Origin of the sequence: uncultured Ruegeria sp. (assembly GCF_947500045.1) — a bacterium.
Taxonomy (GTDB): domain Bacteria; phylum Pseudomonadota; class Alphaproteobacteria; order Rhodobacterales; family Rhodobacteraceae; genus Ruegeria.
Genome location: NZ_CANMQQ010000001.1, coordinates 469270 through 490968, shown reverse-complemented (window position 1 = coordinate 490968; position 21699 = coordinate 469270). Strand labels below are relative to the sequence as shown.

Annotated in this window: 21 protein-coding genes; 9 read left to right on the top strand and 12 right to left on the bottom strand. The window is 57.0% G+C overall.

Going from position 1 to position 21699, the window contains the following annotated elements:
* The first annotated feature begins 52 nt into the window (after positions 1 to 52).
* Entirely contained in the window at positions 53 to 490 is a 438-nt protein-coding gene (locus Q1B46_RS02500; protein WP_299944395.1) for a DMT family transporter, read from the top strand.
* Here the strand turns inward: Q1B46_RS02500 and Q1B46_RS02495 are convergent.
* Both Q1B46_RS02495 and Q1B46_RS02490 read right to left on the bottom strand, forming a co-directional pair.
* Positions 474 to 1160 carry an ABC transporter ATP-binding protein gene (locus Q1B46_RS02495; protein WP_299944394.1) on the bottom strand — a complete coding sequence of 229 codons (687 nt, stop codon included), beginning with the start codon at positions 1158 to 1160 and terminating at the stop codon, positions 474 to 476. The genes Q1B46_RS02500 and Q1B46_RS02495 overlap by 17 nt on opposite strands.
* Positions 1153 to 2439: a lipoprotein-releasing ABC transporter permease subunit gene (locus Q1B46_RS02490; protein WP_299944393.1), complete on the bottom strand. Its 1287-nt coding sequence runs from the start codon at positions 2437 to 2439 to the stop codon at positions 1153 to 1155. Before Q1B46_RS02490 ends, Q1B46_RS02495 begins: the two co-directional genes overlap by 8 nt.
* 390 nt (positions 2440 to 2829) lie before the next feature.
* Between Q1B46_RS02490 and Q1B46_RS02485 the strand changes: the two genes are divergently transcribed.
* On the top strand, positions 2830 to 3186 hold the full coding sequence (locus tag Q1B46_RS02485) for a hypothetical protein (protein ID WP_299944392.1): 357 nt from the start codon (positions 2830 to 2832) through the stop codon (positions 3184 to 3186).
* A 31-nt stretch (positions 3187 to 3217) separates the two neighbouring features.
* Here the strand turns inward: Q1B46_RS02485 and proS are convergent, their stop codons facing one another.
* Positions 3218 to 4558 carry a proline--tRNA ligase gene (proS, locus tag Q1B46_RS02480; RefSeq protein WP_299659578.1) on the bottom strand — a complete coding sequence of 447 codons (1341 nt, stop codon included), beginning with the start codon at positions 4556 to 4558 and terminating at the stop codon, positions 3218 to 3220.
* A gap of 136 nt (positions 4559 to 4694) precedes the next feature.
* Here proS and Q1B46_RS02475 point away from each other — a divergent pair, with 136 nt between their 5' ends.
* From Q1B46_RS02475 to Q1B46_RS02455, 5 genes are all read left to right on the top strand, one after another.
* The gene (locus Q1B46_RS02475) at positions 4695 to 6089 is read left to right on the top strand and encodes an FAD-dependent oxidoreductase (protein ID WP_366871358.1); all 1395 of its coding nucleotides are present in this window, start codon (positions 4695 to 4697) and stop codon (positions 6087 to 6089) included.
* A complete protein-coding gene (locus Q1B46_RS02470) occupies positions 6089 to 7063 on the top strand; it encodes a 2OG-Fe(II) oxygenase family protein (RefSeq protein WP_299944389.1) in 975 nt (324 codons plus the stop codon). Before Q1B46_RS02475 ends, Q1B46_RS02470 begins: the two co-directional genes overlap by 1 nt.
* Before the next feature lie 89 nt (positions 7064 to 7152).
* A complete protein-coding gene (locus Q1B46_RS02465; protein ID WP_299944388.1) occupies positions 7153 to 8226 on the top strand; it encodes an AI-2E family transporter in 1074 nt (357 codons plus the stop codon).
* Positions 8227 to 8916 carry a DnaA/Hda family protein gene (locus Q1B46_RS02460; protein WP_299944387.1) on the top strand — a complete coding sequence of 230 codons (690 nt, stop codon included), beginning with the start codon at positions 8227 to 8229 and terminating at the stop codon, positions 8914 to 8916.
* A gap of 49 nt (positions 8917 to 8965) precedes the next feature.
* Positions 8966 to 10510: a Ppx/GppA family phosphatase gene (locus Q1B46_RS02455; protein ID WP_299944386.1), complete on the top strand. Its 1545-nt coding sequence runs from the start codon at positions 8966 to 8968 to the stop codon at positions 10508 to 10510.
* Here Q1B46_RS02455 and Q1B46_RS02450 read toward each other — a convergent pair whose 3' ends face one another.
* From Q1B46_RS02450 to Q1B46_RS02420, 7 genes are all read right to left on the bottom strand, one after another.
* On the bottom strand, positions 10511 to 10888 hold the full coding sequence (locus Q1B46_RS02450; RefSeq protein ID WP_299944385.1) for a hypothetical protein: 378 nt from the start codon (positions 10886 to 10888) through the stop codon (positions 10511 to 10513).
* A 37-nt stretch (positions 10889 to 10925) separates the two neighbouring features.
* Positions 10926 to 11927 (bottom strand): endonuclease/exonuclease/phosphatase family protein, encoded by a 1002-nt coding sequence (locus Q1B46_RS02445; protein ID WP_299944384.1) that lies wholly within the window; start codon positions 11925 to 11927, stop codon positions 10926 to 10928.
* Between the two features lie 3 nt (positions 11928 to 11930).
* Positions 11931 to 12611: a molecular chaperone DjiA gene (locus Q1B46_RS02440; protein WP_299944383.1), complete on the bottom strand. Its 681-nt coding sequence runs from the start codon at positions 12609 to 12611 to the stop codon at positions 11931 to 11933.
* 9 nt (positions 12612 to 12620) lie between these two features.
* Entirely contained in the window at positions 12621 to 13145 is a 525-nt protein-coding gene (locus Q1B46_RS02435; RefSeq protein WP_299944382.1) for a GNAT family N-acetyltransferase, read from the bottom strand.
* On the bottom strand, positions 13142 to 13744 hold the full coding sequence (locus Q1B46_RS02430) for a VOC family protein (RefSeq protein ID WP_299944381.1): 603 nt from the start codon (positions 13742 to 13744) through the stop codon (positions 13142 to 13144). The genes Q1B46_RS02435 and Q1B46_RS02430 overlap by 4 nt, the downstream gene beginning before the upstream one ends.
* Before the next feature lie 107 nt (positions 13745 to 13851).
* Positions 13852 to 15978 carry a methylmalonyl-CoA mutase gene (gene scpA, locus Q1B46_RS02425; protein WP_299944380.1) on the bottom strand — a complete coding sequence of 709 codons (2127 nt, stop codon included), beginning with the start codon at positions 15976 to 15978 and terminating at the stop codon, positions 13852 to 13854.
* On the bottom strand, positions 15975 to 16790 hold the full coding sequence (locus Q1B46_RS02420; protein ID WP_299944378.1) for a hypothetical protein: 816 nt from the start codon (positions 16788 to 16790) through the stop codon (positions 15975 to 15977). Before Q1B46_RS02420 ends, scpA begins: the two co-directional genes overlap by 4 nt.
* Before the next feature lie 170 nt (positions 16791 to 16960).
* Between Q1B46_RS02420 and Q1B46_RS02415 the strand changes: the two genes are divergently transcribed.
* Positions 16961 to 17407: a DUF4174 domain-containing protein gene (locus Q1B46_RS02415; protein ID WP_299944376.1), complete on the top strand. Its 447-nt coding sequence runs from the start codon at positions 16961 to 16963 to the stop codon at positions 17405 to 17407.
* 76 nt (positions 17408 to 17483) lie between these two features.
* On the opposite strand, the gene Q1B46_RS02410 is transcribed toward Q1B46_RS02415, so the two are convergent.
* Both Q1B46_RS02410 and Q1B46_RS02405 read right to left on the bottom strand, forming a co-directional pair.
* The gene (locus Q1B46_RS02410) at positions 17484 to 19529 is read right to left on the bottom strand and encodes an acetyl/propionyl/methylcrotonyl-CoA carboxylase subunit alpha (RefSeq protein ID WP_299944374.1); all 2046 of its coding nucleotides are present in this window, start codon (positions 19527 to 19529) and stop codon (positions 17484 to 17486) included.
* Positions 19530 to 19646: 117 nt separating this feature from the next.
* Positions 19647 to 19850, bottom strand: a complete 204-nt coding sequence (locus Q1B46_RS02405; protein WP_299944372.1) for a hypothetical protein — start codon at positions 19848 to 19850, stop codon at positions 19647 to 19649.
* A 650-nt stretch (positions 19851 to 20500) separates the two neighbouring features.
* Between Q1B46_RS02405 and Q1B46_RS02400 the strand changes: the two genes are divergently transcribed.
* On the top strand, positions 20501 to 21652 hold the full coding sequence (locus Q1B46_RS02400) for a DcaP family trimeric outer membrane transporter (protein WP_299944370.1): 1152 nt from the start codon (positions 20501 to 20503) through the stop codon (positions 21650 to 21652).
* Positions 21653 to 21699 lie beyond the last annotated feature (47 nt).

Sequence of the window (21699 nt, the reverse complement as noted above, 5' to 3'; positions counted from 1 at the left end):
CTTGCTGGCGCAATGATCCAGATCAACGAAACCAGAGCAGGGATCAAAGGCAATGACACAATACGCAGCCATAATGCTGGCCGCCGGAATCGGCGTTCCCATCCTCGCCGCCCTGAACGCTGCTTTGGGCAGGTTGATCGGCTCACCCAATGCAGCGGCAGTGATCCTGTTCGCCATCGCCTTTTTCGCATCTGCTCTGGTGCTTTTAGTGCTCGGGGGGTCCGAGGCCGTCGCCAAGGCGGCGCAAGCCCCTCGACATCTGTTGTTGGGCGGCGTTCTGGTCGCGTTCTATGTGCTGACAATCACCCACGTGGCCCCGCATTTCGGGGTGGGCAACGCGGTGTTCTTCGTGCTGCTGGGCCAGTTGATCAGCACAGCTGCGATTGATCATTTCGGCTTGTTCGGCGCTCAGGTCACACCGCTGACATTGATGCGGGCCGGCGGCATTGCGGTGATGGCAATCGGGGTGGCGATCACTCAACTGGCTTAAGCAGACCACCCTCCAACCGCAGCACCCGATCCATCCGCGCCGCCAGTTCGAGGTTATGCGTAGCGATAAGCGCCGAAAGGCCTTCGTCCCGTACCAGCGCCATGAGGGCCGTGAAAACCTGATCCGCGGTTTCGGGGTCCAAATTGCCGGTCGGTTCATCCGCCAGCAACACGCGGGGTTGATTGGCCAATGCCCGGCAGAAGGCCACGCGCTGTTGCTCACCACCCGACAGGGCGGCAGGCCGGTGCCCTGCCCGCCCGGCGACACCGACGCGGTCGAGCAATTGCATCGCCCGCTCCTGCGCTGCTTTATCGGAGATACCGTTTGCCAGTTGCGGAAGAACGATGTTTTCCAACGCTGTAAACTCGGGCAGCAAATGATGGAATTGATAGACAAAACCCACATCGCGCCGCCGGATCGCGGTTCGCGTCCGGTCCCCTTTGCCAGTCGCGGCCTGCCCTGCGATTTCGACCTCGCCCATATCGGGTGTATCAAGCAGCCCCGCGATATGCAGTAGGGTTGATTTGCCAGCCCCCGAAGGCGCGACCAGAGCCACGGCCTCACCAGCACGCAGTTCCAGATCGGCACCGCGCAGCACCTGAACCTCACCCGGGGTACCCGACAGGTAGGTTTTGGTGAGACCGCTAAGCGTTAACGTCACATCACTCATAGCGCAGCGCCTCAACCGGGTTCAGCCGCGCCGCGCGGCGGGCCGGGAAATAGGTGACAATGAAGGACAGACCCAGTGATAAAGCGATGGCCTTCAGCACGTCCGACAGGTGCAGCTCGGCGGGTAAGGCATAGATTCCACGTATGGACGGGTCCCAAACGCCGCCACCCATGACAAAATTCACGAACGAGAAAATCGGATCAATATAAATGGCGAACAAACAGCCGAGAATGACACCCAACGCGGTTCCGATAATGCCTGTGAATGCGCCGCAGATGAAGAACACCCGCAAGACCGACCTCTCACTCAGGCCGATGGTGCGCAGGATGCCAATGTCGCGGCCCTTGTTCTTCACCAGCATGATCAGGCCTGAGACAATGTTCATCGCCGCAATCAGCACGAGGATCGACAGGATGATGAACATCACGTTGTCCTCAACCTCAAGCGCTCTCAGGAACCCGCCTGATGCGTCCTGCCAGGTCCAGATCTGGCTGCGCTCTCCAGCGGCTTCAAGGATGGGGATCAGGATCGGCGACAGCTCTTCCGGACGCTCGACCATCACTTCTATTTCGTCTGCTACACCGTCACGATTGAAGAAGCCCTGCGCCTCGGTGAAGGGCATGTAAACTCGGGTGCGATCGATGTCATAACGCCCGGCAGAAAATACATAGACCACCTCATAGGCGTTCACGCGTGGTGAGGTACCAAAGGCGGTTTTTACCCCATTGGGTGAAGTCAGTTTTACCTTGTCTCCGACCGTGGCCCCAATGGACCGCGCCACGCCCGAGCCGATGGCAATGCCCTGAGGAAACCGGGAAAGATCACCATAAGCCTCTTCGCTTTCGGCAATCCCCGGCAGGTCGGCCAAATCATCCTGACGGATACCGAATACCTGCACACCAGAGCTGCGGTCGGCATTAGTAATCAGCACCTGCCCTTTGACAAGCGGAGCTGCGCGTTCGACCCCCGGCACCTGCGCGATGCGATCCGCCATGCCGTCAAAATCCGAAATCGTTCGATCCAGCCGCCCCTGCGCATCAACTTCGCCAATTGAATAGACGGTGATATGTGCGTTTGCACCAAGAATGGTGCCCACGAATTCCGAACGGAATCCCGATCTGACGGCCAAAGTGGCAATAAGCGCAAAGACAGCCAGCGTAATCCCAATCAGGGAAATCCACGTCATCACACTGACACCGCCTTCGGCGCGGCGCGCGCGTAGATATCGCCAGGCGATTTTCCACTCGAATGGGGCAAAGGGCGGGGGAGATTTGGCCATTCCTGCCTCGGGCTTTGATTTTTGGCGACCCTTTCGACATTTGGCCGGATGGTCAAGCCGGTTATCGCGCGGGTACCCGACCGACTACATCACGTGCGAGCTGAGAGCTTAAACCTCAGTCTGAAACGAATCAAAATTCGGCTTGCCTGATGTGCCACCAGCAATACGGGTGGAAAGAAGCATCAAATATACTATTGGTTGTGACCCTCTTCACAGACAAGGACTTATTGTTTCAGTTATGAAGTCAATATGAGATATCCGTGCTCAACTGAGTCACTATCGCAACATTGAGTGCGTAAGATTATTTCATAAATTGATTAGTGTGAGAAATTTTGTCACCCTTTTTATGTGGGGGACACATTTTAAGAGTTTAAGGGCGGAGGTTCGCTCATGGGTATTCAAGAACATATGGAAGGCGCGGGTCCGATATTAACCCGCCCAGCATCAACAGAACTGGATTGTGAGAGCGCCGCTTTGCTGCGCGCAACAATTCGACCGATTTTCACCAGCGCAGTCAGTTGGGCCGGATTGGCCGATATTCTGAAAGACAAGGGGTATCGCCTTGCCTTTCGGCAGGGAAGCTTGTGCCTGACAGATCGAACAACGGATCAGCGCATCTGTGGTTTACGGTTTTTGGGCTTTGATCTGTCCGAACTTGTGCGTCGCTTTGGACGCCCGATTGTGGTGGCGCGTGGCAGCCAAGCAGATGGCGATGTGCTGTCAACACGCCCATCTTCGGCATCCTGATCCGAATTTTACATAACTGCACCGCCCCCGATCAGGCGATGCCCTCATAGATTTCGGCGATCTTGGTCACAGCGGCTTCGGGACTTAGCTCTTCGCTTTCACCTGTACGGCGGCACGTAAGTTCGACCACGCCATTCTTCAGACCACGCGGACCCACAGTGATGCGCCATGGCAGACCGATCAGGTCCATCGTCGCGAACTTGCCCCCTGCCCTCTCTTTGCGATCATCATAAAGCGGTTCAAGCCCCAGCGCGGTGAGCGCTTTGTAAATGTTGTCACAAGCCGCATCCGCCTCATCATCCCCCTGTTTCAGGTTGACGATGCCGCAATGGAACGGCGTCACACCTTCGGGCCAGATGATGCCCTTGTCGTCGTGACTGGCTTCGATGATTGCACCGATCAGGCGGCTGACGCCGATCCCGTGGCTGCCCATGTGAACTGGAACCGGCTTGCCATCAGGGCCTTGCACCGTCGCGCCCATTGCTTCCGAATACTTGGTGCCAAAGTAGAAGATTTGCCCCACCTCGATTCCGCGCGCAACACGACGTCGCTCCTCGGGAAGCTGATTGAACAGCGCCTCATCATGGGTTTCGTCCGTGCGGGCGTATTTCGAGGTGAATTCTTCAAGGATCGCCTGACATTGTTCGCGATTGTCATAGTCGATCTCGCGGTCGCCAAAGGTCAGGTCTGTAACGGCGCTGTCATAGAAGACCTCAGATTCACCGGTATCGGCAAGCACCAGGAATTCATGCGTATCATCGCCACCGATAGGTCCGGAATCGGCGCGCATCGGGATGGCTTGCAGCCCCATCCGCTCATAGGTGCGTAGATAGCTGACCAAATGGCGGTTATAGGCATGCAGTGCGTCTTCTTTGGTCAGGTCGAAGTTGTAACCGTCCTTCATGTAGAATTCGCGCCCCCGCATCACACCAAAGCGCGGGCGGATTTCGTCGCGGAATTTCCACTGAATTTGATAGAGGGTCAGCGGCAGGTCTTTGTAACTGCTCACGTGACCACGGAAGATATCCGTCACAAGTTCCTCAGCCGTGGGTGTATAGAGCATGTCGCGCCCATGGCGGTCCTGCATGCGCAGCATTTCCTGACCATAGTCATCATAGCGCCCGGATTCGCGCCACAGGTCAGCCGATTGCAGGATCGGCATCTGGATCGCAATATGCCCCGCCCGCGCCTGTTCCTCGTGCACGATGTTTTCCAGCTTGCGCAGCACTTTGAAACCCAGCGGAAGCCAGGAATAAATCCCGGCAGCGGCCTGCTTGATCATGCCTGCGCGCAGCATCAGCCGGTGACTGACGATCTGAGCCTCAGACGGGTTTTCCTTGAGAACGGGCAGAAAGTAACGGCTGAGGCGCATTTCGTAACCTTTTGGGTGAAACTTCAACAAACAGGTGATTATGCCAAAGCCCAGCCGGGGGCAATCACACATTGGCGTTTTTGCGACCCGAGGATAGTCGGTTTTTCGATTGACCGCTGGGCCGGGGTTTTCAATCTTGGCGCAAACTTACAACCGCGAGGCCGCGATGCAGACGATCACAGAACCCGCCCGTCAGATTCCTGTTGTCCACCAGACCGACATACTGGTTGTTGGCTCAGGTCCTGCCGGGCTGGCGGCAGCGCTCGCCGCCGCGCGCGCCGGAGCCGAAGTTTCGTTGATGGACCGTTTTGGATGCATGGGCGGCAATATCACCGCCGTCGGTGTCGAGGGCTTTGCCTGGTACCGCCATGAGCAGACGGTCGAAGCCGGGGGTATCGGCATGGAATTCGAAACCCGCGCCAAGGAAATGGGTGCAGCGGTGCCCGAAAGCCAGTCACTCAGCTATGAATTGGACAGTGAAGGCTTCAAGCTTGTGGCCGACAAATTGGTCGAAGAAGCGGGCGTTCACCCGATGCTGCATCGGCAATTCGTTGCCCCGATAATGGAAGGCGATCGCATCACCGGCGTTATCACCGAATCCAAAGCCGGTCGTGAGGCGATATTGGCGAAAGTCGTCATCGATGCCACCGGCGATGCAGACGTGGCCCATCGTGCCGGTGCTCCGACCCACAAGACAGCGCGCGAGGACATGATGGCTGCCTCAGTCATGTTCCACCTGGCTGGTGTGAACAAGCGCGCGTTCATGGACGGGGTCAAAGCCAATCCGCAGACCTACAAGGACTGGGGTGGAGGTGGCGAATGGAACATCGAAACCTCGGGCAAAGAGGACGATATGTTTTCGCCCTTCGTGCACAAGCCGTTTCAGCAGGCCATAGATCAGGGGCTGATCCCACCGCATCTGAACACCATCGCGGGCACCTGGGGCGCGATGCATGACACGGGCGAGCTGACCTATATGAACCTGATTCATCTGGCTGAGATCGACGGCACCGACCCCGATAGCATGACGCGAGGAGAGATCGAGGGTCGGCGCCAGTCGATGCTCGCAATTGACGCCTTGCGCCGTTTCATGCCCGGTTGCGAAAACGCTCGGCTGCGGAATTTTGGGATGACCATCGGCATCCGCGATACCCGCAAGATCGACGCGATTTATAACATGACCGAGGACGATGCCCGCCATCAGGGTCGGTTCGAAGATACAATTGGCATCTACCCCGAGTTCATCGACGGTTACGGTATCCTGATCCTGCCAACCACAGGGCGGTATATGCAGATCCCCTATCGCTCGATGCTGCCCAAAGGGATCAAGGGCCTGCTGGTGGCAGGCCGGTCGCATGGGGCCGATCGAGTCGCACATGCCGCTACGCGCAACATGGCCTGCTGCGCCGTAATGGGTCAGGGAGCGGGTATTGCCGCGACCATGGCGTTGAAAAGCAATCAGGAACTCGACAAGATGAACCTGACCCCGGTGCATCAGGAACTGGGGCGGCAAGGCGTAAGGATCACCTGATGGAGCATATCCCAACAATCGATATCTCTCCGCTGGCCGATCCGTCTGATCCGCAGTTTCAGGCCACAGTCGCTGAGATCATGGACGCCTGCACCAGCATCGGGTTTTTGTCGATCACTGGAACGGGCGTTGCACCAGATCAAATCGATCAGGTGCGCGGCTGTGTGCGGGCGATCTTTGATATCAAGGAAGCCAGCAAATGGGATCAAGCCATCACCCGCGAAAACTATCGCGGGTTTATCCCGTTGGGGTTCTTCACACCCAATGATGGCTCGGGCACAGCGGACAAGTACGAAGGCTATAAGCTGCATTTCGAAGCGGCCGAGGATGCTCCGATCCGGGTTGAATGCGCACTTTATGGGCCAAATATCTGGCCCCGCGAATTGCCGCAGGCCCGTGACGTGATTCTGGACTACTGGCGACAGCTTGATCAAGTAACCGATCTGCTACTTGGTGCGTTGGAGGTAGGGCTTGCAGTGCAGCCGAACACCCTACGCGACGCATTCCGCGATCCGATGACCAATATGACCTTGTTGCATTATCCTCCGCAGGCACCGGATGAGGATGGCTATGGCATCCATCCGCACAAAGATACCGACGCCCTGACGATTATCGCCCCCGATCCGGTGGGCGGGCTCGAAGTGCAGACCCGTACCGAAGGCTGGATCACACCCGATTGCCCACTCGGCGGCTTCGTGGTCAATATCGGCGACATGCTTGAGCTATGGTCCGGCGGGCGGCTGAAATCGACGCCGCATCGCGTAGTCAATCGCTCGGGTAACGAGCGCTATTCCTTCCCCTATTTCGCGGTACCCCGCCACGACGTGTTGGTCGCGCCGTTGCTTCCTGCCCTGCCCGGGTTTGATCGGCCAGCGGTGCATTGCGGCCATTGGTCAGCCGAGATCTGGAGGACAAACTGGCCAGACGAAACCGTCGTTAAAGACACACCAGAACTCGGTACGCTACACGACTAAGCTGTAAAAAACCCGCCCTATGAACCGCTTGCATCGCAGAGCATCCTGGGCCAAGAACACGGTAACGCTGTGCAACAGGGGAATGCGCCATGGCCTTGCCGGTGAAGGATCAGCTTAGATACTGGGGCATTGCTGCTGCGGTTTTTGTGGTGCTTTTGTACCTGTTAGGTGATGTCTTGTTGCCCTTCGTGATCGGCGGGGCGATTGCTTATTTCCTTGATCCCGTTGCAGATCGCCTGGAAAAGCTGGGTTTGTCACGCATCGCCGCCACCGGAATCATTACAGTTGTTGGTGTCTTGGGCTTTATCTTGATGATCCTGATGGTCGTGCCCGCGCTGATCACTCAGCTACTGGACTTGATCGACATATTACCCAGCCTTTTCAAAGAGCTGCGCGCCTTCATTGAACAGAGATTCCCCGCACTTCTGGATTCTGAATCGAACACGCATCAAATGCTGGTTTCTTTTGGCGATACGCTGAAATCCAAAACTGGCGACGTGTTGCAAACTGTTCTGGCCTCTTTGGGGTCGGCGATTAATGTTGTCGTATTACTGGTGATTGTGCCGGTCGTCGCTGTTTACCTGCTAATGGACTGGGATCGCATGATTGCCCGGATCGGAGAGCTGCTGCCACGCGATCATGCCCCTACAATCAAGCGCTTGGCGGTCGATATTGATGCGGTTCTGGCCTCGTTCGTACGCGGGATGGGAACTGTATGCCTGATCCTTGGCACCTACTACGCAGTTGCCTTGATGTTGGTTGGCCTGCAGTTTGGTCTGATCGTCGGCTTCATCGCCGGGCTAGTGACCTTCATCCCCTATCTGGGTGCCCTAATCGGTGGCACTCTGGCCATTGGCCTGGCGCTGTTTCAATTCTGGGGGGATTGGGCGCATATCGGTCTGGTCGCCGGCGTTTTCGCCATCGGACAAGTGACCGAGGGTAATTTTCTGACCCCCAAACTGGTCGGCAGCTCCGTCGGCTTGCATCCGGTCTGGTTGCTGTTGGCCTTGTCGGTATTCGGTGCGCTGTTTGGCTTTGTCGGGATGCTGATCGCGGTTCCCGTTGCGGCTGCGTTGGGTGTTCTGGCGCGGTTTGCAACTGAACAGTACCTGAACAGCCGTCTTTACACCGGGCTTGAAGGGCTCAATCAGGACGACGAGTGAATGGCCACGCAGCTTAGCTTTGATCTGCCGTCCAAGACCGCCTTGGGCCGCGAAGATTTCTTTGTCTCGCCAGCCAACGCGCTGGCAGTCGCGATGATCTCGGCCACATCGTGGCCGGGAAACAAGCTGGTACTCAGCGGCCCGGCAGGATCTGGGAAATCCCATCTTGCCCATGTCTGGGCTGCGGAAACGGGTGGGCGTATCGTCCAAGCCGTGGATTTGCGGTACGAAGACGTCCCCGAGCTTGCGCAGCTTCCGGTCGCGGTCGAAGATATTCCGTTGATTGCCGATGACCCAGAACAACAGAAAACACTGTTCCACCTGCATAATCTGATCTTGGCTGACGGCCGCGCCCTACTGATGACCGGACGCGCAGCACCAAATCTGTGGCACCTGCCATTGGCCGATCTGCAAAGTCGTGTTGAAGGGGCGCATCACGTGGCGCTTGAGGCACCGGATGACGCCTTGTTGGGCGCCGTATTAGCTAAGCTATTCACCGACAGGCAGCTCAACCCAGGTCCAGACGTCATCGCGTATCTGGTCAAACACATGAACCGAAGTTTTGAAACTGCAGCGAATATGGTTACTGAACTGGATCGCGTCGCTCTTGACGAAAAGCGTGACATCACCCGTTCGCTGGCGGTGCGTCTATTGAACACAGAAGCCGAACAATCTGACACCCGTGATTGACCGGGCAAACGTGATCTCGCATCCTGCGCTCAAAATTCCTGGGGACACCATGACCAAGACTGCCGAGATCGATTTCCCTGATCACGGGCTTTTCGGAAAGCCCATATTCGAAGATCCGGGTGCCCGGGCATTGTCACGGGTTGGTGTTGTCGATATCGGGTCCAACTCGGTCCGGATGGTGATCTTTGATGGCGCGGCGCGATCACCTGCTTATTTCTACAATGAAAAGGTCATGTGTGAATTGGGCGCGGGGCTGTCCGAAACCGGTCGTCTGAACCCTTTGGGACGCGTACGGGCGCTGGCTGCGTTACATCGTTTTGAGTATCTGGCCAAAGACCTTGGACTACCTACTCTGCATGCTGTCGCTACCGCTGCGGTGCGCGAGGCCAAAGATGGCCCCGAATTCTGCGCACAAGTGAAAGAAGAAACCGGCCTGACCATTAATGTCGTTGATGGCGAGGAAGAGGCCCGCCTGTCGGCCCAGGGTGTGCTGCTGGGATGGCCCGGTGCCTATGGTTTGATCTGTGACATCGGCGGTTCTTCGGTCGAACTGGCCGAGATCGGGGGCGGCAAGGTTGGCCGGCGCATGACCTCGGCCTTGGGTCCGCTTAAGTTGCGTGACATCAAAGGCGGGCGGCGGGCGCGCAAGGCGCATATCAAGAAAACGCTGGAAGAGATGCGTGACAAGATGGGCCCTCAGCGGGACCGGCTGTTTCTTGTCGGCGGCAGCTGGCGCGCATTCGCCCGGCTGGACATGCTGCGCCGAGGCTATCCGCTGAACGTGCTGCACGAATACCGCATGACGCAAAGCCAGGTACGTGAGACCATCAAATTCATCGAGCTGAATGACCCGAACGAATTGCGCGCACGGGCCGGAGTGTCAGGTTCGCGCATGGCGCTGATACCCTACGCGATGGATGTGTTGTCCCGTCTGATCCGGACCTTCAAACCCAAGGATATTGCAATTTCCAGCTACGGCATCCGTGAAGGGTTGCTGTACGAACAAATGCCGCAACGCCTGCGCGACCGCGACCCGTTGATCGAAGCCAGCCGTTTTGCCGAAGCCAAGGATGCGCGTTTACCCGGCTTTGGCAAGCATCTGTTCGATTTTGTTCAGCCGTTGTTCCGTTCTGCCCCGAAACAACGGCTGCGCCTGATCAAAGCCGCCTGCCTGCTTCATGACGTCAGCTGGCGCGCGCACCCCGATTACCGGGCTCAAGCCTGTTTCGAATATGTCACCCGCGCGAACATGAGCGGGATCAAGCATTCAGAACGGGTTTTTATCGGCCTCGCGCTTCAGCACCGATATCGCAACAAACGCGAAGTGAACCGGTTTACCCAGCTTTATGAATTGCTGGATGAGCGCGGTCAGGAACAGGCCGAAATCCTGGGCAAAGCGCTTCGGTTCGGGGCGATGCTTTGGATGCAGCATGACGCGGCCATGGGAAAACTGCGCTATTACCCCAAAAAGCAACAGCTTGAACTGCGCCTGCCCAAGTCTGCAGGTCCTCTGTTCAACGAAGTGGCCGATGCGCGTTTCAATTCGCTGGCAGCGGCGCTGAAATCTGAACCCAAGGTTATCCTTCGGGGCTAATCAGATATCGGTCTGACCATCCGATGGGGCGTCACCTTGAGGGGACGATTTGTCAGGTCGCTCGTGAAACGGCTTCTTGCGAATGATGATATCGCCATTGGGTAACATCTCAGGCACTTCATAAGCGCTCCAGTCCTGTACCTGAGCAGCCAACTCGGCCAACGCAGGACCCATTTCCTGCATGAAGGATTGCAATGCCGGGCCAAACTGTTCTGCAAATCCGCGCAGATCCTTGATCGCGGGCTCCATCTCCTGCCGGAGCCCTTCCAGGAACAACTCGGCGCCCTGCTCCATCAGAGATTTGCTGCTATCCTCTTCCGCATGGGCAGCATTGACCGCCGTAGCGCAGGCCACAGAGATGATCAAGATACGTAGCATGGTATGAATATAGGCGACGGCCGTTTCAGTTGAAAGGTCACAGGTCGATATCCAGCGTCACCGGAAAGTGGTCGGATGCTGTCAGCAAGGCATCGCGTAACTCGGAATTGCTCCAACACGTGGCATCCCGGAATGGATGCCAGATACGCCAAATAGGGTGTCGATCACGCAGGTCATCGCTAATCATGATATAGTCCAGCAGCGCCTCAAGATAACGCCCTTCTTCCCGGCGCTCAAATCGCGCGGTTGCCGAAACTGATCCGGGGCGTCGGCGATGCGCTTGCGCCGCATGAGGATCGTAAAGCCCGGCCTGCAACAAAATCTCGACCGAGGAACGCCCGAACAGATGTTCGAACTCATCCAGTCCGGGACCGTCGTTCAGATCACCCAGCAAGATAACCGGCTCTTGCGCCTCGATGTGGGTTTCGACCCGTCGCGCGAGCCAAACCGCCTGCGCCAGTTGCTTGCGGCGATTGGCGATGGAAAGGCGGATCATCTCGTCCCGCGACCCTGCGCCATGGGGGGCCTTGGATTTCAGATGCGCTCCGATCAGGCGGAAGATTGTGTTGTGTGCCGTCTCGACTATCAATTCCATTGGCGGCTTCGAGAACCGGACCCGATCCTCGGTCGCATCAACATCCAAATCAATATGGAACACACCATCAAACCGGGGAGCTATTTTGTCGTCGAGTTGCCCAACTGGCTCGTGCCTGGCTTTCAAAACATCCGGATCGAACAGCAAGGCCAGTTCCTGATGGGTGTCGTTGGCAAAGCCCATCACCGCATGTGACGTGCGCAGGTCGAATGTTTCAGCATAGTTCTGAAGCGCCCGAACAGTGTTCTGTGCTTTTCCCGTATTTGGGGCTTCTACAACCAGTACCGCGTCAGCATCTAACGCAGTCAAAACCTTCGCGACCGCCTCAATCTGCTGAGCTTTGGTGACGTCTCGACGTCCTGACCAACTGTCATCAGCAATCAGTCTATCATCGCGATCAAACAGATTGGCGAACCATTCTATATTATAGGTCGCCAGACGCATGGCTTACACGCGGGCGCCGTTGATCTCATCCCAGGCGCGGTTGATGTCGATCATCTTTTTCTCGGCCAGACGCACCGCTTCTTCCGGCACGCCCCGCGCCATCATCGCGTCAGGGTGGGTTTCGCGCACCAATTGCCGCCAAACCGTGCGGATCTCGGTTATTGGCATATCCCGAGCAACCCCTAAAACCGTGTAAGGGTCTTTCGGCGCGTCCGGGACAAATCGCGCGCGTAGCGCCATGAACTGCGCATCGGTCTGACCAAAAATATGACTTACATCTTCCAGAAATGCGTTTTCGTTTGGGTGATAGAACCCATCCGCCATGGCGATGTGAAATAGACCTTCCATCAAATCGCACAGTGTCGTGCTGTCGTCGTCGAACATCCCGGCGATCTTGCGTGCATACTCTTCATAACCAGCGACATCGGTACGAGCCATGTCAAAGACCTTGGCTGCCCCGCCTTCATCCTCGGGCGCGATCTGGAACACTTCGCGGAAGGCCGTGACCTCATCCCGTGTGACCTGACCATCGGCTTTTGCCATCTTGGCCCCAAGCGCCACAACAGCAATCGCGAAGGCGACCGAGCGTTCGGGCGGCGTGCGCAACTTCTCGAAAACTGCGGTCAGGCTTTCACCCTGAGCAAGCGCGTTCAGCGCATCGGCTATTCTGGTCCAAATCGACATGAGGGCACCCTAACCTGCCTTTTCACGAGTGTCAGGTGCGACAGATGACTGCGGGCCGAGTATTTTCTGCATCAGAATAAGATCCAACCGCTGACCCCATTTCAAACCGACCTCGGGCATCCGGCCTACCTGTTCAAAACCGATTGCTGAATGAAATGCGATGGCTGCGGGATTGGCCGATGAAATGCCCGCAACCAAAACATGCACCTTTTCTGCGATAGCCCGACCCTCCAACGCATCCATCAGCGCACGGCCCACCCCCTGCCCTCGGGCCTGGGGCGTCAGTTGTATCGAATGCTCCTGGCATTGCGCGTATCCGGGACCAGACCGGAAAGTACCGAAGGATGCAAAACCCGCGACCATGCCATCGATTTCGGCGACCAGGAATGCCGGGCCTTTGGATTCGATATCAGCAGCCACACTTTTGACGCTGCGCTCGTCGGTGGTGAATGTGACAAGCGAATCACGGATGAGCGCATTCGCAATAGTGGCAATCGCTGGCGCGTCTTTGGTCAAAGCCTGCCGGATGATCATTCCAGCACACGTAAACCGTGCGGTGTTTCGAATTCAGCACGCAATGCAGCCGGGCCGCTGTCAAACACGACAGATTCCAACGCTCCCAAGTTCTTGGCCAGATCCAAGGCATCCGGATGGCACACGATCAGGCGACGCAATTGGCAGCCACTATCTTGCAGCATTTGCGCCGGGTGCAGATCACCCTGCCACTGGATGAGCGCCGGAAAAAGGTTGTCGAATGGCAAACGCCCGTTCGGCGGCACAGCCATACGCCAACGCAACGCGCCTCGGTTCAGATCAATCGGCTGGCCGACGCCATCAGGAAAGACACTCAGCGATGCTTCGATATCGGAGACGCGGCAGATCCAGTTGGTCAGCCGAGGTGAACCGGTGAACCGATCCAAATCGAACCAGCGGGTCCTTTGTGGGCTGGATGCTTCGGGGTCGATGGCGATGGCTTCAAGATATAGCCCGTCGCGCAGGCCCAAAAGCCGGTTATATGTTCCGAATTTTTCGTGCTTGCCACCTGCCTGCAGTCGCACGCCCAGCGCATCTTCAATATGGGCCGAGGCCTCTTCCAGCGTTTCGCCAGCAACGGCCAGATGATCCAGTAACATGAAGACGCCCTCCAAAGACTAACGACCAGACCCTCACGGTCTGATCGCATGTTTTCCGTTATGGCGCTGATCCACAAGATTTTTCGTACGAAAAATCTTGGCCTGTGTCAGACCTTGGACCCACCGATCAAACGCAGGATATCTTGCGCCGCGTCGGGAATATTGGTTCCGGGACCGAAGATAGCCTTGACGCCGTGGTCGTAGAGAAACTGATAATCCTGCTGCGGGATAACGCCGCCGCAAATGACGATAATATCCTCGGCCCCGGCCTTTTTCAGCTCCTCAACCAATTGCGGTGCCAATGTCTTATGCCCTGCTGCCTGCGAAGAGATTCCGACGACATGCACATCGTTGTCCACCGCGTCTTGTGCGGCTTCCGCAGGTGTCTGAAACAGAGGGCCAACATCTACGTCAAACCCGATGTCAGCAAATGCCGTTGCGATCACCTTGGCCCCCCGGTCGTGACCATCCTGCCCCATCTTCACGACCAGAAGACGGGGGCGGCGCCCCTCGGCCTCGGCGAAGTCTTCGATGGATTTCTGGATCGCAGCAAAGCCTTCGTCGCCCTCATAAGCCGCGCCATAGACGCCAGCCAAGGTTTTGACCTCGGCGCGGTGGCGACCGAACTCCTTCTCCATTGCCATGCTGATCTCTCCTACGGATGCACGGGCGCGGGCAGCCTCAACGGCGGCGGCCAGCAGGTTTCCACCCTCGCGGGCAGTGGTGGTCAAAGCGTCCAGCGCCTGCTGGCACGCGGCCTCATCACGGGTGACACGTATACGCTCAAGCCGCGCAACCTGAGCTTCGCGCACAGCGACGTTATCGACGTCCAGAATGTCGATCGGGTCTTCTTGTTCCTTGCGGTACTTGTTGACGCCCACGATCACTTCGTCACCCCGGTCGATCATCGCCTGGCGCCGCGCTGCACTTTCTTCAATGCGCAGCTTGGGCATGCCCGAGGCGACGGCTTTGGTCATGCCGCCCATTTCTTCGACCTCTTCCATCAACGCCCAGGCTTTTTCAACCAACTCGTTGGTCAGGCTTTCGACATAGTAGGACCCGGCCAATGGATCGACCACGTCGGTCACCCCGGTTTCCTCCTGCAGCACCAGCTGCGTATTCCGCGCGATTCGTGCCGAGAAGTCAGTGGGCAGCGCAATCGCCTCGTCCAGAGCGTTGGTGTGCAGCGACTGGGTACCGCCCAGAACAGCGCTCATCGCTTCATAGGCGGTGCGGATCACGTTGTTATAGGGGTCCTGTTCTTGCAGCGACACGCCTGAGGTTTGGCAGTGGGTGCGCAGCATTTTTGAACGCTCGGACTTTGCCCCGAACTCTGTCATCACGCGATGCCACAAGGTGCGCGCGGCGCGTAGTTTGGCGATCTCCATGAAGAAGTTCATACCGATGGCAAAGAAGAACGACAGACGGCCAGCAAACTTGTCTACGTCCATGCCTGCTTGCGTCGCCGCACGCACATATTCGCGCCCATCGGCCAGCGTATAGGCAAGCTCTTGCACCAGGTTCGCCCCGGCTTCTTGCATGTGGTAGCCCGAGATCGAGATCGAATTGAACTTGGGCATCTCGTTCGAGGTATAGTCGATGATATCCGAGATGATCCGCATTGAAGGCTCAGGCGGGTAGATATAGGTGTTGCGCACCATGAACTCTTTCAGAATGTCATTCTGAATGGTGCCGGACAGGACGGATTTGTTGTGCCCCTGCTCTTCCCCCGCCACGATGAAGCTCGCTAAAATCGGAATCACTGCCCCGTTCATCGTCATCGAGACCGAGACCTTGTCCAACGGGATACCGTCGAACAGGATCTTCATGTCCTCAACGCTGTCGATGGCCACACCAGCCTTGCCCACATCACCAACCACGCGCGGGTGGTCACTGTCATAGCCGCGGTGCGTTGCCAGATCGAAAGCCACGGATACACCCTGCTGACCGGCGGCCAGATTGCGGCGATAAAACGCGTTCGATTCCTCGGCCGTCGAAAAACCCGCATATTGACGGATGGTCCACGGACGGCCCGCATACATCGTCGCCTTCACGCCGCGCGTGAAAGGGCCGAAACCGGGAAGCGATCCCATATGCGGCAGATCAGCAGTATCTTCTGCTGTGTAAAGCGGTTTGACGTCGATCCCTTCGAGCGTGTCTTTGGTCAGATCGTCCAAAGGACGCCCGCGCAGCTCTTTCTCAGCCAGCACCCGCCAGTCGTTGGTGTCGGTCATGTCGATTTCCTTTGTTCAATTCTGATTTCGCCGGGGATAGCCCCGTGCGCATCTGTTTCTGTCCGGCAGATCAGTTCGGACAATCCATCTGCGCCAGAGGCAAGCCATTCCAAATCTTCAGAATAATCTGCCCAAAGCTTCATTCGCTGCTTTGTGGTCAGGCCAAAAGGCGCGGGGTTGGGTGCATCATTCAAAGCAAGCCCATCGCTGAACTCAGGTGCCTCGCGGCCAGTTAAAGCCTCAAGCTGTGCCCGCTGATGGCCTGCAAAATCTTCAAAGGGCAGAACCAGCAAGGGGACACCTGGAAACGCGCAGCTCATATCTGTGATGACATTGCGCCAGCTTCGATCGCTCTGTGCGATACGCCTCCACGCCACCGGCTGGATAGGATCGCTTCCGCGTTTGAATTTGTAGGCTGCCAAGGAAGACCAATACGTATCCAAAGCCCTGATATTCAGGGCGAGCTTGGTTACCTTCCCACCAAAGGCCTCAGCCAAAAGCTGACCCCGTTCCAGCATGCTTGGATACAGCGAGGCGAATGCAGTATTGCGCTCCATCGAGCCAACAAAGTTCTCTTGGCTGACCAGCAACTGCGTCGCACCGTCATGCTGACAGGCGTCCAGATCGCGGCGCAGGGCTTCACAGACCTCCGGCGTCAGCTTGTTCAGGCTGTTAAGTCCCTTGGCTCGGGTAAGTTCGGGCCCCCAATACAAGATCGCCTGATCGGCAAGTACCTGTTCATTCCTGCCCAGGTAATTCTGGAAACTGGTACTTGCGCACCGATGGGCACCACAATGCAGGATCACTTCCATATGCCTACACTCCCGACTGAAGGCCCAAGGAAACAGCGTATTTCCTGTGCCGCCGGATGGGTAACTTTTGACCAACTCTGCGCCTGAAGAACAAATTTTTGATGCCCCCAGGCATTTCGCCGGTCGCATTCGTCCAAGCAGAGGCTATATTCATCAGAACAGGAGGCCAAATGAAACGCACGCTTGCCTTTGTTTTCTCGGCACTATTCCCGTTGGTCGCGTTAGCCGCTGACGCAACTACACCAGCGGATGATAGCTTTGTTCGTCCTGTCGATGACAGCGATCTGAACGATTTTCTATGGACCCACCGCCCAATCATTGTCTTTGCCGATACACCCGCAGACCCGAGATTCCAGCAACAGATCAACATGCTGCTGGAGGGCGAAGAGGCAATGCGAGATCGCGACGTGATCGTTCTGACCGATACTGACCCGTCCGCGCGTTCGCCGATCCGATCAAAACTGCGGCCACGCGGATTCCAGATGGTGTTTGTCGACAAAGATGGTGTGGTCAAGTTGCGGAAACCCAGCCCCTGGAGCGTGCGCGAGATTGGCAGATCCATCGACAAAACCCCCCTGCGAGAGCGTGAGATTCGCGACCGGCGCGAGGGTGGCTGAGCGCTTTCACCACACCTAAATCCACCAGCGGATACCGCCAGAGGCTTCGTGCGATATGACGAAAGCACTGTCATGATCATTCGAATTCGATAATTACGTCGTCAACGGCAAGGCTATCGCCTGCGCCTGCGTTGATCTTGGACACAACGCCCTTCTTTTCGGCGCGCAAGATGTTCTCCATCTTCATCGCCTCAATCGTACAGAGGGCCTGCCCCTCCTGCACCTCCTGCCCCAGCTCGACATCGATCTTCACGACAAGGCCGGGCATCGGGCATAGCAGCATTTTCGACGTGTCGGGCGGCAGCTTCTCGGGCATCAGTCGGGCCAATTCAGCTTGACGCGGGGTACGGACATGAACCTTGAGGTCGGCGCCCCGATTTCGGATGCGGAACCCCCCCGATATCTTTCCGGCTTTCAATACCAATGGGCCTCCATCGACATCCAGCACCGCCAATTGGTCACCTGGCGTCCAGTCCGACGCAACCCGCAGCACGCCGCCATCGGCAAATGCCACAGTTGAACCGCCCTGATCCGCCTCGATGGTGACCTCGAACTCTTGCCCCTGCAACGAGACGACCCAATCGGTTCCGACCTTGCGTTCGTGGTTATCCATCCTCCCTGAAACGCGTGTACGACGAATTTCGGCCACCCGGTGCATCGCAGCACACGAGGCCGCGATACGGCGCAGATCGTCTTTGGGCAATTCGACGCCCTCGAACCCATCTGGATATTCCTCGGCGATGAAAGCCGTCGTCATGTCTCCACTAACAAACTTCGGATGGTCCATAACTGCCGACAGGAACGGCAGATTGTGACCAATACCTTCGACCTCAAAGCTGTCCAAAGCCACGCGCATCGCCTCAATCGCCTGCGAACGGTTTGGCGCCCATGTGCATAGCTTGGCGATCATCGGATCATAGTACATGCTGATCTCGCCGCCCTCAAAAACGCCGGTATCGTTACGCACGGCGGCTTCACCTTCAGGCGCGTCACCTTGCCATTTATCATTTACCAGCAACGGACCTGCCGCGATTTCCTGCGGCGGACGATAGCGGGTTAATCGGCCAATCGAGGGTAGGAAGCCGCGATACGGGTCCTCGGCATAAAGGCGGTTTTCGATAGCCCAGCCAGTCAGGGTGACGTCATCCTGCGTGATGGTCAGCTTTTCACCCGCCGCGACGCGGATCATCTGTTCAACCAGGTCAACACCGGTGATCAATTCGGTGACAGGGTGTTCCACCTGCAGGCGAGTGTTCATTTCCAGGAAGTAGAAATTTTTGTCCCCATCCACGATGAATTCGACCGTTCCGGCACTGGCATAATTCACGGCCTTAGCAAGCGCGACCGCCTGTTCCCCCATCGCCTTGCGGGTCTCGGGATCAAGGAACGGCGACGGTGCCTCTTCCACGACCTTTTGGTTGCGGCGCTGGATCGAGCATTCCCGCTCACCCAGATAGACACCATTTCCATGGCTGTCGCAGAGCACCTGAATTTCGATATGACGGGGTTGTGTTACGAACTTCTCGATGAAAATCCGGTCATCGCCGAAGGAATTCGCGGCCTCGTTCTTGGATGACTGGAAACCTTCGCGCGCTTCTTCGTCATTCCAAGCAATCCGCATCCCCTTGCCACCACCACCAGCGCTGGCCTTGATCATCACCGGATAGCCGACTTCGTTGGAGATTTTCACCGCTTCTTCAGCGTCTTCGATCAGCCCCATGTAACCGGGAACCGTTGACACTCCGGCCTCCTGCGCGATCTTCTTCGAGGTGATCTTGTCACCCATGCTTTCAATTGCACCAACCGGAGGGCCGATAAAGGCCACACCTTCGGCATCCAGTGCTTCGGCAAATTTGGAATTCTCGGACAGGAAACCATAACCGGGGTGAACCGCCTGTGCGCCGCTTTGGCGGACGGCGTCCATCACCCTGTCGATGACGATATACGACTGGTTGGCTGGCGGCGGGCCGATATGTACAGCCTCGTCCGCCATTGAAACATGCAAGGCGTTCTTGTCGGCGTCTGAATAGATGGCCACCGTACCAATACCCATTTTACGAGCAGTCTTGATGACCCGACAGGCAATTTCGCCCCGGTTTGCGATCAGGATCTTGTTGAACATGGAACGTCCTTTGGCTTGATGTTCTGAGAACGCAAAACGCCGCCGCAGGGCATTGACCCTGCGGCGGCGTGATGCGTGATGACGGACGAGGCGTCAGCCGCCCCGATTAAATCAGTGTTAGTTACAGGTGTTCTGCGTCTTGCAGTAAAGCACGTTGCCTGCGGCGCCGACTGCAGCCCCGAACAACGGATCCGCACTGAGGACCGCAGCCCCCACCGCCCCTGCACCGCCGCCAAGGATCGCCTGTTCGCCTGTTGTGTCACCACAGGCCGCAAGGCCGGCGCATGTCGCCATTGCAAGGAAAGCTCGTGAGATTCGCATATCTTCTGCCCTTTTTGGTTATTCGAAGTCTTTGAGAGCAGATGCCGATTTTGCGCGTTGTTATGCAATAACAGAGGTTGCGATCGATGGAATTGCGCAGTTTTTTGCCGCTTTTTGCCCATACATGGCGAAAAGAAAACCGCGGACAGAACTCTGTGGGGAACACAAGCCTGCCCGCGGAAGGAAGGGGTACGGAATAGTAGGTGCTTGTGCGACGCAGGCAAAGTAGAGCCGCACGGCCTCTTCACTGTGCACAGCACAATTTGAGGCGCAAACCCATCATTGTTTCTATTTGAGATTCCGGCTGAAACCTGCCCATCGGACATCAGGCCACGCAACTTTGTGCCGACATGACTTTGGTCTTGACCTGAGACTCCCTGGTAGAAACCCGTCACGTTCATGTGACGGGATGCAGCCATTTGGTTGCATGCGGGGCGACGCTCATCACGCGATGTCCTCGGAAGCAACCCCAAAAAAACCTCGGCTGGCATGGGGTTATCCCTGCGATTCAACCGACCGTGAACACGCAGATGATTCTCAACACGATTGCTTGAGAAATTGCGCAGATTCCCTCGCAGCTTGGTGATTTTCCTCGGGCGTGCATGCGTGAAACGGTGCCGGTGCACACTCGCATACAAGGAAATATCCCCATGATAACAAAGGGCAAAACTGCTAGCCTGCTTGCTGCCAGCGCGCTTTCCGTGACCGGAATGCAGGCCTTGGCGCAAGATGCACAAACCCAGTCCGAACTGGACGCGCTGCGCGCAAGGATCGAGGCTTTGGAAACGTCCAAGCCCGGGTCCGGAACCGGTGATCTGCAAATCGGAAACACGACGCTGGATATCTATGGCTATGTCAAAGCCGACTTCTTCTACGACTTTGACTATGATCAGGGCGACACCGCTTTTGTGAATGTCATTGGTGAACCCTCGGCAGAAACAGACGGCACGTTTGGCGCCACTGTCCGCCAGTCGCGAATCGGATTGCGTACCAGTACGCCAAGCGGCATCGGCGACATTCAGGGTCAGCTTGAAGTGGATGCTTTTGGTTCGGACAATACAGCCGAGTTCAGAATTCGCCACGCGAACATCCGGATCGGAGAACAATGGCTCATCGGTCAGTACTGGACCAACTTCCAGCCGCTGGACACCTATCCAACCTCGGTTGAGTTTAACGGCCCGGTTGGCATTCCTTTCGCCCGTGTGCCGCAGCTGCGCTACACCAATACCTTCGGATCGAACACGACCTTTGCTGTTTCTGTTGAAGAAAACGTCGGCGACTCCAACTCGGACGACCCAGTTCTGACAGGTTCGGTCGAATACAACGACGGCAAATACATCGCACGCGCCTCGGTCCTTTACGGCAAAGCCCAATCCGGTGATGTCGAAGTGGATCAGACGGGTTTCACGCTGTCCGGTTCGATCCGCCCGTGGCAGGGCGGCCTGTTTCAGGTCAACTACGTCAACGGTGAGGCGATCGGCCCCTATCTGATCGGTTTGGGTGACGCCATTGTCGGCGGCCGGGCGAACGATGTCGACGGATATACCATCGAGTTCCGTCAGGATCTGACCCCCAAATGGAATGTGGGCATCTCCTATGGCAAGGAAGATTACGACCTGCCGACATCGACGGGCACCTTGTCCTTCACCGAGCTTGAGACGATCCACGTCAACGCCTTCTATCAGGCAACCGATAACCTGACGTTGAGCGCCGAATACATCTATGGTGAGCGGAACGATACGATTTCCGGCGACACGTTTGATGGCAGCCGCGTCCAACTGGCCGCACAGTTGAACTTCTGACCTGAGCAACGGACCCTGCCCGCTTGCGGGCAGGGATTGAACCTGTT

Coding starts and splice junctions, on each gene's coding strand:
- Q1B46_RS02500 (WP_299944395.1), top strand. CDS start 53: ATGACACAATACGCAGCCATAATGCTGGCCGCCGGAATCGGCGTTCCC.
- Q1B46_RS02495 (WP_299944394.1), bottom strand. CDS start 1,160: ATGAGTGATGTGACGTTAACGCTTAGCGGTCTCACCAAAACCTACCTG.
- Q1B46_RS02490 (WP_299944393.1), bottom strand. CDS start 2,439: ATGGCCAAATCTCCCCCGCCCTTTGCCCCATTCGAGTGGAAAATCGCC.
- Q1B46_RS02485 (WP_299944392.1), top strand. CDS start 2,830: ATGGGTATTCAAGAACATATGGAAGGCGCGGGTCCGATATTAACCCGC.
- proS (WP_299659578.1), bottom strand. CDS start 4,558: ATGCGCCTCAGCCGTTACTTTCTGCCCGTTCTCAAGGAAAACCCGTCT.
- Q1B46_RS02470 (WP_299944389.1), top strand. CDS start 6,089: ATGGAGCATATCCCAACAATCGATATCTCTCCGCTGGCCGATCCGTCT.
- Q1B46_RS02465 (WP_299944388.1), top strand. CDS start 7,153: ATGGCCTTGCCGGTGAAGGATCAGCTTAGATACTGGGGCATTGCTGCT.
- Q1B46_RS02460 (WP_299944387.1), top strand. CDS start 8,227: ATGGCCACGCAGCTTAGCTTTGATCTGCCGTCCAAGACCGCCTTGGGC.
- Q1B46_RS02455 (WP_299944386.1), top strand. CDS start 8,966: ATGACCAAGACTGCCGAGATCGATTTCCCTGATCACGGGCTTTTCGGA.
- Q1B46_RS02450 (WP_299944385.1), bottom strand. CDS start 10,888: ATGCTACGTATCTTGATCATCTCTGTGGCCTGCGCTACGGCGGTCAAT.
- Q1B46_RS02445 (WP_299944384.1), bottom strand. CDS start 11,927: ATGCGTCTGGCGACCTATAATATAGAATGGTTCGCCAATCTGTTTGAT.
- Q1B46_RS02440 (WP_299944383.1), bottom strand. CDS start 12,611: ATGTCGATTTGGACCAGAATAGCCGATGCGCTGAACGCGCTTGCTCAG.
- Q1B46_RS02435 (WP_299944382.1), bottom strand. CDS start 13,145: ATGATCATCCGGCAGGCTTTGACCAAAGACGCGCCAGCGATTGCCACT.
- Q1B46_RS02430 (WP_299944381.1), bottom strand. CDS start 13,744: ATGTTACTGGATCATCTGGCCGTTGCTGGCGAAACGCTGGAAGAGGCC.
- scpA (WP_299944380.1), bottom strand. CDS start 15,978: ATGACCGACACCAACGACTGGCGGGTGCTGGCTGAGAAAGAGCTGCGC.
- Q1B46_RS02420 (WP_299944378.1), bottom strand. CDS start 16,790: ATGGAAGTGATCCTGCATTGTGGTGCCCATCGGTGCGCAAGTACCAGT.
- Q1B46_RS02415 (WP_299944376.1), top strand. CDS start 16,961: ATGAAACGCACGCTTGCCTTTGTTTTCTCGGCACTATTCCCGTTGGTC.
- Q1B46_RS02410 (WP_299944374.1), bottom strand. CDS start 19,529: ATGTTCAACAAGATCCTGATCGCAAACCGGGGCGAAATTGCCTGTCGG.
- Q1B46_RS02405 (WP_299944372.1), bottom strand. CDS start 19,850: ATGCGAATCTCACGAGCTTTCCTTGCAATGGCGACATGCGCCGGCCTT.
- Q1B46_RS02400 (WP_299944370.1), top strand. CDS start 20,501: ATGATAACAAAGGGCAAAACTGCTAGCCTGCTTGCTGCCAGCGCGCTT.